At 70.2% G+C, this 12,108-nt stretch carries 13 protein-coding genes; 9 read left to right on the forward strand and 4 right to left on the reverse strand.

The features are described from left to right. Nucleotides 1-4: 4 nt before the first annotated feature. Entirely contained in the window at nucleotides 5-652 is a 648-nt protein-coding gene (locus tag U9J66_RS08540) for a response regulator (protein WP_014911990.1), read from the reverse strand. Beyond that, nucleotides 649-1,923: a sensor histidine kinase gene (locus tag U9J66_RS08545; protein WP_017533118.1), complete on the reverse strand. Its 1,275-nt coding sequence runs from the start codon at nucleotides 1,921-1,923 to the stop codon at nucleotides 649-651. Before U9J66_RS08545 ends, U9J66_RS08540 begins: the two co-directional genes overlap by 4 nt. Before the next feature lie 195 nt (nucleotides 1,924-2,118). Here U9J66_RS08545 and U9J66_RS08550 point away from each other — a divergent pair, with 195 nt between their 5' ends. From U9J66_RS08550 to U9J66_RS08560, 3 genes are read left to right on the forward strand one after another with little or no spacing between them, the layout of a single operon-like run. Next, on the forward strand, nucleotides 2,119-2,826 hold the full coding sequence (locus U9J66_RS08550; RefSeq protein ID WP_326337452.1) for a hypothetical protein: 708 nt from the start codon (nucleotides 2,119-2,121) through the stop codon (nucleotides 2,824-2,826). Between the two features lie 11 nt (nucleotides 2,827-2,837). Continuing rightward, the gene (locus U9J66_RS08555) at nucleotides 2,838-3,722 is read left to right on the forward strand and encodes an ABC transporter ATP-binding protein (RefSeq protein WP_108914154.1); all 885 of its coding nucleotides are present in this window, start codon (nucleotides 2,838-2,840) and stop codon (nucleotides 3,720-3,722) included. Beyond that, nucleotides 3,719-4,483, forward strand: coding sequence for a hypothetical protein (locus U9J66_RS08560; RefSeq protein WP_017533121.1), 765 nt, complete (start codon nucleotides 3,719-3,721; stop codon nucleotides 4,481-4,483). The genes U9J66_RS08555 and U9J66_RS08560 overlap by 4 nt, the downstream gene beginning before the upstream one ends. A gap of 40 nt (nucleotides 4,484-4,523) precedes the next feature. Here U9J66_RS08560 and rraA read toward each other — a convergent pair whose 3' ends face one another. Further along, complete coding sequence (gene rraA / locus U9J66_RS08565) at nucleotides 4,524-5,006, reverse strand: ribonuclease E activity regulator RraA (RefSeq protein ID WP_017533122.1); 483 nt, start codon at nucleotides 5,004-5,006, stop codon at nucleotides 4,524-4,526. 268 nt (nucleotides 5,007-5,274) lie between these two features. On the opposite strand from rraA, the gene U9J66_RS08570 reads away from it, so the two are divergent. From U9J66_RS08570 to U9J66_RS08590, 5 genes are all read left to right on the forward strand, one after another. Next, a complete protein-coding gene (locus U9J66_RS08570) occupies nucleotides 5,275-5,922 on the forward strand; it encodes a phosphatase PAP2 family protein (protein WP_014909594.1) in 648 nt (215 codons plus the stop codon). Between the two features lie 146 nt (nucleotides 5,923-6,068). Next, nucleotides 6,069-7,364, forward strand: coding sequence for a glutamate-1-semialdehyde 2,1-aminomutase (hemL, locus tag U9J66_RS08575; RefSeq protein WP_017533124.1), 1,296 nt, complete (start codon nucleotides 6,069-6,071; stop codon nucleotides 7,362-7,364). Between the two features lie 34 nt (nucleotides 7,365-7,398). Continuing rightward, nucleotides 7,399-8,034: a histidine phosphatase family protein gene (locus tag U9J66_RS08580; RefSeq protein WP_014909855.1), complete on the forward strand. Its 636-nt coding sequence runs from the start codon at nucleotides 7,399-7,401 to the stop codon at nucleotides 8,032-8,034. A 328-nt stretch (nucleotides 8,035-8,362) separates the two neighbouring features. Beyond that, the gene (locus U9J66_RS08585; RefSeq protein WP_013155353.1) at nucleotides 8,363-8,461 is read left to right on the forward strand and encodes a 30S ribosomal protein bS22; all 99 of its coding nucleotides are present in this window, start codon (nucleotides 8,363-8,365) and stop codon (nucleotides 8,459-8,461) included. Nucleotides 8,462-8,689: 228 nt separating this feature from the next. Continuing rightward, the gene (locus tag U9J66_RS08590) at nucleotides 8,690-9,625 is read left to right on the forward strand and encodes an NAD-dependent epimerase/dehydratase family protein (RefSeq protein ID WP_026124732.1); all 936 of its coding nucleotides are present in this window, start codon (nucleotides 8,690-8,692) and stop codon (nucleotides 9,623-9,625) included. Between the two features lie 23 nt (nucleotides 9,626-9,648). Here U9J66_RS08590 and U9J66_RS08595 read toward each other — a convergent pair whose 3' ends face one another. After that, a complete protein-coding gene (locus tag U9J66_RS08595) occupies nucleotides 9,649-10,455 on the reverse strand; it encodes an HAD family hydrolase (RefSeq protein WP_014912502.1) in 807 nt (268 codons plus the stop codon). A 249-nt stretch (nucleotides 10,456-10,704) separates the two neighbouring features. Between U9J66_RS08595 and U9J66_RS08600 the strand changes: the two genes are divergently transcribed. Then, nucleotides 10,705-11,850 (forward strand): putative quinol monooxygenase, encoded by a 1,146-nt coding sequence (locus tag U9J66_RS08600; protein ID WP_051067443.1) that lies wholly within the window; start codon nucleotides 10,705-10,707, stop codon nucleotides 11,848-11,850. Nucleotides 11,851-12,108: the final 258 nt, after the last annotated feature.

Below are 12,108 nucleotides of genomic sequence, written 5' to 3' on the forward strand. Positions count from 1 at the left end.
TCGGTCAGGTGTCCTGTCGGCCGACCCAGAGGGCCAGGCGGGTGCGATCGCGCAGGTCCAGCTTGCGCAGGATGCTGGTGACGTGGTTCTTGGCCGTGCCCTCGGTGATGAACAGGGCACGGGCGATCTCCCGATTGGTGGCGCCCTCGCCCACCATGCGGGCCACCTCCCACTCCCGGTCGGACAGCGGTGTCGCCGTCTCGGAGACCGGGGGCGGGGCCACGGTGGTGTTCAGGGCCGCGACGAGCCGGTCGGCGGCCGGGCCGCCCAGGACCGTCTCGCCCCGCGCGGCCCGACGGATCGCCGAGACCAGCTCGTCGGGCGGCACGTCCTTGAGCAGGTAGCCTCGGGCGCCCGCGCGCAGCCCGCCGAAGACGAGCTCGTCGTCGTCGAAGGTGGTGAGGACGATGGCGGGGACCTTCGGATGTTCGACGCGCATCCGGGCGATGAGCTCGATCCCGTCCATGCGCGGCATACGGGCGTCCACCAGGGCCACGTCCGGAGAGGGGTGCGCGGCCAGGAACTCCAGGGCCTCGACCCCGTCGGCGGCGTCACCGACGATCTCGATGCCCTCCTCGATCTCCAGCAGCTTGCGCAGCCCCTGTCGCAGCAGGATCTGGTCGTCCACGATCAGGACCGAAACCGACGTCACGCCGCACCTCCCGTCACGACCGTAGCGGCCCGTGCGACCGCCGGGACGGTCACCCTGAGCCGGAAGCCGCCCTCGGCCGGGCTCTCCGCGCTCATCGTCCCTTGTACAGAGGCCACCCGCTCTCGCAGACCGCGCAGGCCGAACCCGTTCCGGGCGGTCTCCTCGTCGGCGCCGTTCCCGTTGTCGGTCACCGTCACCGTCACGCCTTCGGGGGAGGAGGCCACCGTCACCTCGACCCGATCGCTCCCGGAGTGGCGCATCGCGTTGGTCAGCCCCTCCTGGAGCGCCCGGTAACAGACCAGCTCGGCCTCCTGCGACGGCTCCGGCCACTCCCCGGTCTCGGTGAAGACGATGCGCGCCCCGCCGCCGTCGAAGGACTCGGCCATCGCCCGCATGGCGGTCACGCCCGCGCGTCCCTCCAGTCGGAGAGGTCGTAGCGCCCTGACCCATCTGCGGGTGTCGGTGAGGGCCTCACGAGCCAGTTCCCGGGCCTGTTCGACCTCCTCCCAGGCGGACTCGGGGCGGGCGGTGCGAAAGCGTAGGGCGTTGGAGAGGTTCATGGTGAGGGCGGTGAGGTAGTGCCCGGTGCTGTCGTGCATCTCCCGGGACATGCGCGCCCGCTCCTCGGCGACGGTCAGTTCGCGTACCCGGTCGGAATGGCGGCGCAGCTCGGCGTGGGCCTCCTCCAGTTCGGCGAGGAGCTCCCGCGTGCGTTCGGCCCGTTGGGCGGAGATCACGAGTCCCATGTACACCAGCCCGGACAACAGGGCCAGAGTGGTGAGTCCGACCGCCATGGCCGCGCCGATGAACAGGTGTCCCTCGGGAAGGCCGATCGTTGTGATCGAGAACCCGATGAGGAGCGTCGCGTAACAGAGCAGACCGGGGATCCCGAAGACCGCCACCGCGTTCATCGCGGCCACACAGACGAACAGGAAGGTGGTGTGGTTGCTGACGAACATCGAACACAGGCTCAGGAGGAGGAAGGTCGCGCTGGCGAGCCGTCCCGTCCAACGTGCCCCGGGGCTCCACGCCAGGAACGGCCACAGAGCGCAGGACAGGGTCAGGGCCACGCCGCTGGCGACGATGTAGACGATGATCAGGGGCCCGGCCGACCGGAGCTCCTCCATGCCCTCCGTGAACGCGGCGACCCCGAACATCAACGCGGTGGTGAGGACGGCGGCCCAGAAGAGCAACCCCAGGACCCGGGGCGGTCGGCCCTCCCGTAGGGCGACCCAGTCGGACAGGTCGGGGAACCGGCCGTTGTTCGTCATTGATCGAGGGTAACCGGGGGAGCCGGGCCGGGGACGGCCGCCGAGGTCATGTCCGGGGCACGTCCACGACCATGACCTCCGGCATGCCCGAAGGCGTCCCGAACCCATGACCGGAGCGTTCCTCCGGGGCGATGCGCCGATCCCGCGCGGCTCCGTAGCGTCGTTCGTGAAAGACGAGGGACGGAGGCGGAGCGCATGGGCGGAAGGACCTCGGGGAGGATCCCCCTTCCCCGTTGGGGAACGCTGGGCACCCTGGCCACGGTGGTGTTCATGGTGGCGGTGTCGATCCATCTGTACCCCGGGCTCCCCGCCCGGGTGGACTCGGCGGAGTACGACATACTCCGCGGCTCCTCCGACCTGCCCGGATGGGCGGTCGCGTCGATCCTGCCCGCGGTGACCCTGACCATGGTGGCCGTGTTCTCGCTGGTCTCGGTGGTGGGCGACCGGTTCCACCGGGCCTTGGAGACGCCCACACCGTGGTCGACGCGATCCTTGAGGCGGGTCGTCGACCTCTTCTCGCTGCTGTTGGCGCTGCTCTTGGCCGCGCTGCACGTCGTGACGCTGTACGAGGTGGCGGGCGGAGGCCCGTCGTTGCCCACGGACCGGATCGTCGCCCTGACCCTGGCGGCCTTCCTGGTGGGGATGGGGGCGATCGCCCCGCTCCTGCGCGCGGAACGGCCCGAGGAGACCCCGGCCGCGCGCTGGTGGGAACAGGCACGCGGGTGGGTGGGGGCGTTCATCGCCATGGTCGGAGTGGCCACCGGGGTCATGGGACTCGTACTGCCCGACCCCACCGTCGCGGCCTACACGGTGATGCTGATGGGGCCCGCGATCCTCGTCGGCTGTGCCGTCCCCTTCGTCGGAGACCGGGAATGGAAGAAGGAGCCCAGGAGCGGCCCATGAAACACGAACACGTGATCACCACGAAGGGACTCACCCGGTCCTACGGGCCGGAGACGGGGATCTTCGACATCGACCTCGCGGTGCCGCGTGGCCGCGTTCTGGGCCTGGTAGGCCCGAACGGAGCGGGAAAGACCACCCTGTTGTCGATCCTCGCCGGTATGCGAGCGCCCGGAGAAGGGACGGTGTCGGCCCCCGAGGGGCGGGTCCTGCTCTGCCCCGACGTTCCCGACTTCGAACCCTGGCTGACCGCGGCCGAGGTGGTCGCCCTCAGCGCCCACATGGTCGGGGAGAAGGCCGGTGACGCCGAGATCGCCCGGGCCCTGGACCGCGTCGGGCTCGCCGAGGCCGCCGACCGGCGCAACGGCCGTTTCTCCCGGGGCATGCGTCAACGCCTGGGGCTGGCCGCCGCCCTCGTCTGCCGCCCCGAGGTGCTCATCCTCGACGAACCCGCCTCGGGCCTGGACCCTCAGGGCCGGGTGGACGTCCTCGACCTCATCACCTCGCTGAGAGGAGAGTGCACGATCATCGTCGCCAGCCATCTGCTCGGCGACGTGCAGAGGATCTGCGACGACGTCGCGGTGCTCGTCCGGGGCCGACTGGTCTACCAGGGGCCGGTCGCCGACATCGCCGACCGCGGCCGACCCAACGCCTGGTACCTGCGGACGCATGGACCGGTCGACCGTCTCGTCGGACTCCTGACGGCCGAGCCCTGGGTCACCCGGGCCTCCCGGGTGGAGGAGGACTGCGTCCATCTGGAGGCGGTGGACGCCGACTCGGGGGAGCTGGGGATCCCCCGGCTGCTCGCCGAACACGGGATGCCGCTGGTGTCCATGACCGGCTTCCAGGAGGACCTGGAGTCGGCGTTCCTCTCCCTCACGAACAGGACGGATCGATGAACGGCACGCTGTACCGGCTGGAGGCCCGGCGACTGCTCCGTACCCACACCCTGCTCGCCCTGGTGCTCGTCTTCGGGATCTTCGGGGCGGTCGGGCCGCTGCTCTCCTACTTCATGGAGGACTTCCTGACGTTGGCCGATCCTCGAGGGGAGTTGGCCGCCATGGACTTCCAACTGCCGGAGATGACCGCGGTCGACGCCCTGGGCTCCTACGTCGAACTGGCGGCCCCGGTGGGGACGCTCGTGGTGATCCTGGTGGCGACCATGGCCCTGACGGTGGACTCCGGGCCCGGACGGGCCGTCTTCTACCGGACCCGGGTCTCCGGGGCGGCGGAGATGCTCCTGCCCCGCTTCGTCCTTCCGGCGGCGGCCGCCGTCCTCGCCCACCTGGCGGGTTCCCTGGTGGCCTGGGCGCTCGCCTCGGCGCTCTTCGAACCCTTGTCGCCGTCGGTCCTGATCGGAGCCCTGATCGGCGGGGTCTTCCCGATCCTGGCCGTGGCGGTGGTGGCGCTGATGTCGTCCTTGATGCGCAACGCCCTCGCCGTGGTGGGGGCCTCCGCGCTCGCCCTGATGCTCCTCTCGGGGATCGGGCAGATCCCCGCTCTCGCCGAGTGGGTGCCGAGCACGCTCATGCGCGGACCGGCCCTTCTGGCCGCGGGGGCACCGGTCGGAGACCTCCTCCCGGCCGCGGCGGTCGGTCTCGTGGGAACCGCGTTGCTCCTGTTCGTGACGGTGAACAGGAGCGGGGCCCGAGAGATCTGACGGGACGGCGGGGGCGGCGGTCCCCGCCGTCCCCGCCGTCTCAGAGCCTCGTGGCGTTGACGACGATGCCGTCGTGGTCGCTGTAGAGCCACTCGCCGGGGACGAACGTGACGTCGCCGAAGGTGACCGGGACGTCCGCACGTCCGGCGGCGTCCTTGAGCGACTTGCGCGGGTTGGAGCCCAGCGCCTTCACCCCCAGCTCCAGCCCGGCCAGTGCGACCGTGTCGCGGACCGCGCCGTTGACGACCACTCCGGCCCAGCCGTTCTCCACCGCCGAGGCGGCGATCATGTCGCCCATCAGGGCGGTGCGCAGGGAGCCGTTGCCGTCCACGACCAGCACGGCGCCGTCACCGGGGGTGGCGAGGATCCGCTTCACCAACCCGTTGTCCTCGTGGCAGCGCACGGTACGGATCGGCCCGGAGAAGACGTCGTGCCCGCCGTACCGACGGAACTGCGTCGAACAGCTGCGCAGGGTGTCACCGTGGTCGTCGATCAGATCCGCCGTGGTGAAGTTCGTGGCCATGACAACTCCGGTCTGTGGGAGACGGATGGACCCCGCCACGCTATCCACCTCCGTCACCACGCCTTTTGTTCAGGGGTGGCCGTCTCTTTCGTGGGGTTTCGTCATCTCTTTGGTCGATTTCCCCACCGGAACGGCTTTGCGGGCTTCGGGTTGATGACAGGATAAGGGCTTCCGTTCATTCGCCCGTGGGAGTCCCGTCACCGGGACGTCGCCCAGCCTTCTCCGCTGCACGCGCGACCTTCTCCCCGTACGACCTCAATGGAGAGAGATGGTCTCTGAGATCTTCGCCATCAGCGCCGCCTGGTCCCGGGCCGTGATCGAGTTCGCGGCCGGCCTCGATCCCTGGATGCAGACCGCCGCCGAGTGGGGTACCGACCTCTTCCTCGGTGTCTTCGCGCTCCTGTTCCTCATGGCCTGGTGGCGTGCCCGGTCCGCCGGCTCACGCCTGGTCGGCCTCGCGCTCTTCGCGCCGGTCGCCACCGTCATCGCCTACTTCGTCAGCCTGACGATCAAGTCCTTCTTCGAACAGCTCAGGCCCTGTCAGGCCATGACCGACCTGACGACCATCGCCACCTGCGACCCCATAGGTGACTGGTCCTTCCCGAGCAACCACGCCGCCATCGCGGGCGCCGCGGCCGCGGCCATCATCGTGGCCTGGCGCCGCTACGCCTTCGCGGCGATCCTGTTCGCTCTTCTGGAGGCCTTCTCCCGGGTCCTCGTCGGCGTCCACTACCCGCACGACGTCACGGTCGGACTCCTGGTCGGCGCGATCGTCGCGACGCTGGTCAGCCTCGCGATGTCCCGCCCCATGACCCTCCTCGTCGACAAGGTGGCCGAGAACGACCGCCTGCGGCCCCTCGTCCGCTCCGGGGACCGCGCCGCCCAGGAGGCACCGAAACACGACACCTACGCCTAGGGATCCCTCTCCCCGTGCCCCGCCCCGTCCCCCGGTGGCGGGGCACACCCCTTCCCGGACCCATGGGGGTGGGGGAGGGGCATCGTGACCAGGTCTTCGGGGTGGGGCATGGACGGAACGGGGAGGACGGCTGACACACTGGTGAGGTGGGTACACAACAGACTTCCGCAGAGCTCTTCCAACGGGCGTCCGCCGTCGTCCCCGGCGGCGTGAACTCGCCCGTCCGCGCCTTCGGTGCCGTCGGCGGCACCCCTCCGTTCTTCGTCAAGGGCGAGGGCCCCTACCTCACGGACTCCGACGGTCGTCGCTACGTCGACCTCGTCTGCTCCTGGGGTCCGCTCATCCTCGGGCACGCCGAGCCCTCCGTGGTGGAGGCCCTCCACGGCCAGGTCGCGGCCGGGACCTCCTACGGGGCGCCGACGCCGGGCGAGGTCGAACTCGCCGAGCTGATCGTCGAGCGCGCCCCGGTGGAGAAGGTCCGTCTGGTCAACTCCGGGACCGAGGCGACCATGTCCGCGATCCGTCTCGCGCGCGGGTTCACCGGGCGGAGCAAGATCGTCAAGTTCGCGGGCAACTATCACGGTCACGTGGACGCGCTCCTGGCCGCGGCCGGCTCGGGTCTGGCGACCTTCGCCCTGCCCGACTCCCCGGGCGTCACCGGCGCCAGCGCCGCCGACACCCTCGTGCTGCCGTACAACGACGTGGAGGCCGTCGAGAACGCCTTCGCCGAGCACGGTGACGAGATCGCCTGCGTGATCGCCGAGGCCTGCCCCGCGAACATGGGGGTCGTCCCGCCCAAGGACGGTTTCAACGCCCGTCTCAAGGAGATCGCGCACGCCAACGGCGCCCTGCTGATCCTCGACGAGGTCCTCACCGGGTTCCGGGTCAGCGCCTCGGGCTGGTTCGGTCTGGAGGGTGTGACGCCCGACCTGATGACCTTCGGCAAGGTCATGGGCGGTGGCCTGCCGGCCGCGGCCTTCGGCGGTCGGGCCGACGTCATGGACCGTCTGGCCCCGAACGGCCCGGTCTACCAGGCGGGCACGCTGTCCGGTAACCCGCTGGCCACGGCCGCGGGCCTGGCCACGCTGCGCGGTGCCACCCCCGAGGTCTACGAGCACATCGACCGGGTCTCCGCCCAGGTCGAGGGCGAGGTCTCCAAGGCGCTGTCCGCGGCCGGGGTCGCCCACCGCGTCCAGGGCGGCGGGAACCTGTTCACCGTGTTCTTCACCGACCAGGAGGTCGTCGACTTCGACACCGCGCGTCGGACCGACACGAAGGTGTTCTCGGCGTTCTTCCACGCGATGCTCGACCAGGGCGTCTACCTGCCGCCCGCGGCGTTCGAGGCCTGGTTCTTCTCGGCCGCCCACGACGAGGCCGCGATCGACGAGGTGGTCTCCGCTCTGCCGAAGGCCGCCCGGGCCGCGGCCGAGGCCCAGGGCTGATCATGCTCGGACCCAGGACGGAAGGACTTCCACGATGACCACGACCACCGTCGTCCACCTGCTCCGCCACGGCGAGGTGTACAACCCCCGGAAGGTCCTCTACGGGCGGTTGCCCGACTACCACCTGAGCGACCGGGGCCAGAGGATGGCGGAGATGGCCGCCGACTGGTTCGAGGGGCACGACATCGCGGCCCTGTACTCCTCCCCGCTGGACCGCACCCAGGAGACCGCGGCCCCGCTGCGGAAGGCGTTCGATCTACAGGTGACCCTGGACGAGCGGCTCATCGAGGCGGCCAACAGGTTCGAGGGGATGTCGTTGTCGGCCTCCTCCGCCCGCGACCCCCAGGTCCTCAGGCGGCTCTACAACCCCTTCAGGCCCTCGTGGGGCGAGCCCTACCAGGAGATCGTCTCCCGCATGGTCGAGGTCATCAAGGTCGTCCGCCGTGAGGCCTGGGGTCGTGAGGCCGTGTGCGTCAGCCACCAGCTTCCGATCTGGATGGCCCGTCGCGCGGCCGAGGGCAAACGCCTCTGGCACCGGCCGGACCTGCGTGAGTGCAATCTCGCCAGCGTCACGTCGTTGACCTTCGCCGATCAGCGTCTGGCCAGTGTCAGTTACGCGGAGCCGGCGGCGGAGCTCTACGGCGACGGTCCGTCCGTTCCCGGGGCCTGACCGGCCCGGTCCCGGGTCCGAGGGCGCCGGGACCAGGCCTTTTTCGGCTCGCTCCACCCGGGGACTTCGTGGGTCCACCGGGTGGAGGCCGCATGTCACGTGGCGGGGTGTGTGTCCACGGGACACGCCCTACGGGTAAGCTAAGGCCACGGGTGCGGTAGACGTGCGTGCTCAGCGCAGTCCTCCCCGGGGCCCGCCCCGGTCGCACCGGCCGCGTGCCTCGTGTACGCGTGCCTCAGCGAGCCCAGCAACCGCATCCGAACCAGAAGGTGTCCGCCACCGGTGGTTCGGCATGTCCGTACTCACTCGTCAGCGAGAAGGTGATCCCATGGGTTCCGTCATCAAGAAGCGCCGTAAGCGGATGGCGAAGAAGAAGCACCGCAAGCTGCTCAAGCGCACGCGCGTCGCGCGTCGCAACAAGAAGTAGGACTGTTCGCGGCGAACGTCTCTCCGCGGGCGTGGGCGCGCTTCGAGCACGCCCCGGACGCGGAGACACTCTCTTTCCTCACCCGGCGTCGGCCGGGATGAAGGAATTCTCCGGGTGGGACGCCGTTGTCGTGTTCCACGGGTCGCGGTCGCCGCTTCACCCTCCCCGGGTGAACGGTCCGCGAGCCTCCCGGAACCACCACCGTCTCCTCCCAAGGAACGTGTCGCCATGGCTCGTGTCGTACTCGTCACCGGGGTCTCAGGTCCCCTGGCCGCCAGGGTCGCGCAGACCCTGAGCGAGAACCCCGGCGTCGGCCGGGTGATCGGCGCGGACTCCTCTCCTCCGCCCGCGGGCGTCGAGGGGATCGAATACCAGAACGTCGACCTGCACGACGGGAGCCTGGACCGCATCGTCGCCGAGTCCGGTGCCGAACTGGTCCTGCACCTGGGTCTGGACGCCACCGAGACCTCCGACCGGGCGGACGGCCTCCTGGGCACTCTGCGGGTCCTGGGCGCGGCCCAGCGTTCCGACACCGTCCGCAGACTCGTGGTCCGTTCCAACGCGGCCCTGAACGCCGATGACACCGCCGAGGTCGAACGGCACGTCCACGCGCTGCGACGCCGTCGGCCGGATCTCTCCGTGGCCGTCATGAGGCTCGCGAACCTCATCGGCCCCTCCGTGGACACCCCTCTCACCCGCTACATGCACTCCCGCGTCGTGCCCACGGTGATGGGACGCGACCCCAGGGTGCAGTTCCTGCACGAGGACGACGGCGCCGAGGCGCTCGTCCGGATGGCGCTCTGCGAGGAGACCGGTGTCTTCGACGCCTGCGGGGCGGACACGGTACCTCTCTCCCACTGCCTGCGCAGGGTCGGCGGACAGCGTCTCCCCGTTCCCGCGCGCGGTCTGAGGGCGCTGCGGGGTGTGGCCCGGCATGGACGGATCGGTTACGCCGGCGCGAGCGCGGCACGGAGCGTCGAGGTCGGACCCCACGTCTCCCGTCTGGATCCGGCGCCGTTGTGCGCCGCCCTGGGCTGGGCTCCCGCCTACAGCTCCATCGAGGCCTTCGAGTCCTACGCGCACAGCCGCGGCCGTGTGGCCCGTGGCGCGGGTCTGCGTCCGATCCACGTCCTCGCCCTGGCCCGGGCCACCTTCGGTCGCTGACGGACGTTCCTTCCGCGCGGCTCTCAGCGCGCCGTGAGCGCCTTGCGGTGTCTGACCGCGCGTAGTGCCACGGCCCCGGCCACGGCGCCCGCCACGGCGGCGGGCACGGCCACCTTCAACGCCTTGCGATGCTTGCGGAAGTCGTGGATGGGCCATTCGTGGTTGCGCGCGTACCGGCGCAGGTCCCCGTCGGGGTTGACCGCGTGAGGGTCGCCGACCAGTGACAGCAGCGGCAGATCGTTGGAGGAGTCGCTGTAGGCCGAGCAGGAGCGCAGGTCCCATCCCTGCGCGCCGGCCAGCGCCCGGACCGCCACGGCCTTGGCGGGGCCGTGCAGCAGGTCTCCGTTGAGCCGTCCGGTGTACACCCCGTCCACGGTCTCGGCCTCGGTGCCCAGCGCTCCGGTCAGTCCCAGCCTGCGGCGGATGATCTCCGCGAGCTCGACGGGGGTGGCGGTGACCAGCCATACGGGCCGGCCGGCGTCCAGATGTCTCTGGACCAGGGCGCGGGCGCCCTCCCAGATGCGGTCGGACATGGTGTCGTCGTAGATCTCCTCGCAGAGCGAGACGAGGTCGTCGACGTCGTGTCCGGCGACGAAGGCCAGGGCGGCCTCCCGGGCGGCGTTGATGTGCTCGGGCTGCTCGCTGCCGGTCACCCGGAACACCGTCTGTCCCCATGCGAAACGCATCAGGTCACGTGTGGTGAACAGGTCGCGGGAGGCGAGTCCCCGGGCGAAGTGGTAGATCGACGCGCCCCGCATCAGGGTGTTGTCCACGTCGAAGAAGGCGGCTCCGGGGCCGACCGGTTCCGGGGACGATACGTCCTGTGACACGGTTCTCTCCTGGCTCGGGTGGGGGAGGCGATCCTCCGATGGGCGGGGGTGACGCTCCCCGAGTACTGTGAGCCTAAGGCCCTCCGGATGCCTCATGCGGCCTCCGTGCCCTGACACTAAACCTGGTGATGAAGATCACAGTGTAAGTCACGGTTTGCGCCTCCGTTCTGCGAGATCTCTCCCGGGAACGTGCCCTCAAAAGTGCATCCTGTGCACATCCACCCACTAACGTGCAGCATCATTATCGAGATGGTCACGGTAGGACTGACATTCATAAGCGCGTTGGTGGGCTGGAGCGCCACCGCCGCGCTGACCGCGTACGCCCAACGCCGCCCCGGTGTCGCCGTGATCGCGTGGTCGATCGCCGCCCTGGGGATCACGGTCGGTCTCAGTGCCGCGGTGATCGGCGTGATGTTCGACTTCGGCGGGGCCACATTCCGGCTCCTGCACGTGGGCATCAGCCTCATAGGCCCCGTCTACCTGGCGTGGGGGGCCTTCGAGTACGCGGTTCGCGCGCCGAACGCCCGCTTCACCTCACGCCTGTTCCTCAGCGTCTTCACCATCGTCCCCCTGGTGGTACTGGCCGTCGATCGCGTCAGCGAGCGCTTCGGCGACTCCTTCCCCCCGCTGGAACACTACGACCTGATCCCGCGCGCGCTCGTGAACGGTGCGCAGGTCTTCGTCGTCGTCCTTCTCGTCACCGCGCTGGTCGCCATCGTGCGCCGAGGCCTTGGAGGCCGAGGGAAGGTCGACCTGACCGTCGTCCTCCTGCTGCTCGTGGCCGCGCTCCTGTCCATCGTCGTGGGTCGTGCGGGCCTGGGCGCCATGGGGCCGGTGCTCATGCTCGGCTCGCTCGCCGCTCTCTGGGGCGCGGGCGCGATGGCCGCCAAGCCCCGTCGTGACCCCTACGACGAGGTGGAGGACGACTACTACGACGACGAGTACGACGACGTGGACGACGAACTCGACGATCCGCAGGAGGAACCCGTGCGCCGTAAGCGCCGCCACGCCGAGAACCACGAGGAGGACCTCTACGGAGGGGCCCCCTCGGCCCCGCCCTCCAAGGTGCGCGGGGTCATCACGATCTACACGCTGGCCGAGGGCGAGGGCGAAGGGTTCGACCGGCTCGCCGCCGCCGTGGTCGCCCAGGTGTCCGCCCACGAGCCCGACACCCTGCTGTTCGCCGCGCACACCGTGCCCAGCGCGCCGCTACAGCGCATCGTCTACGCGATCTACCGGGACGAGCTGGCGCAGGAGGAACACGAGCGTCAGCCGCACATCCTGGAGTTCGGCCGCCTGCTCTCCGGGCACGTGGTCGCGACCAACGTGATCGAACTCTCCCTCGCGGACGCGGCGGCCAATGACGGCCTCGCGGCGATGCTGATGCCCCGCTGAGCGGGTCCGGCCTCCCCTCCGAACAGCCGTTTCGATGATGGCGTTCCTTCCCCTGTGCCGGGGAGGGAGACGCCCCCGGAAGTGCTCCCGCGTTCTCGACGAGAAACCGATCCCCGCCTCGTCGCAACCGATCCGGGGAGCGGGGCATCCAACGCGTGGTGAAGTACCCTTCCCTACAGGTTTTCCATGACCGGTGCCCATCGAGCACCGTTGGCGTGTGACCGAGTCCGGCCGGATGACCCAGCCGAGAGGCGCGCC

The sequence above is a fragment of the Nocardiopsis sp. LDBS1602 genome (genome assembly GCF_035818715.1).
Lineage (GTDB): Bacteria > Actinomycetota > Actinomycetes > Streptosporangiales > Streptosporangiaceae > Nocardiopsis > Nocardiopsis alba.

Coding starts and splice junctions, on each gene's coding strand:
- U9J66_RS08570 (WP_014909594.1), top strand. CDS start 5,275: ATGGTCTCTGAGATCTTCGCCATCAGCGCCGCCTGGTCCCGGGCCGTG.
- U9J66_RS08590 (WP_026124732.1), top strand. CDS start 8,690: ATGGCTCGTGTCGTACTCGTCACCGGGGTCTCAGGTCCCCTGGCCGCC.
- U9J66_RS08560 (WP_017533121.1), top strand. CDS start 3,719: ATGAACGGCACGCTGTACCGGCTGGAGGCCCGGCGACTGCTCCGTACC.
- rraA (WP_017533122.1), bottom strand. CDS start 5,006: ATGGCCACGAACTTCACCACGGCGGATCTGATCGACGACCACGGTGAC.
- U9J66_RS08545 (WP_017533118.1), bottom strand. CDS start 1,923: ATGACGAACAACGGCCGGTTCCCCGACCTGTCCGACTGGGTCGCCCTA.
- U9J66_RS08585 (WP_013155353.1), top strand. CDS start 8,363: ATGGGTTCCGTCATCAAGAAGCGCCGTAAGCGGATGGCGAAGAAGAAG.
- U9J66_RS08550 (WP_326337452.1), top strand. CDS start 2,119: ATGGGCGGAAGGACCTCGGGGAGGATCCCCCTTCCCCGTTGGGGAACG.
- U9J66_RS08580 (WP_014909855.1), top strand. CDS start 7,399: ATGACCACGACCACCGTCGTCCACCTGCTCCGCCACGGCGAGGTGTAC.
- U9J66_RS08600 (WP_051067443.1), top strand. CDS start 10,705: ATGGTCACGGTAGGACTGACATTCATAAGCGCGTTGGTGGGCTGGAGC.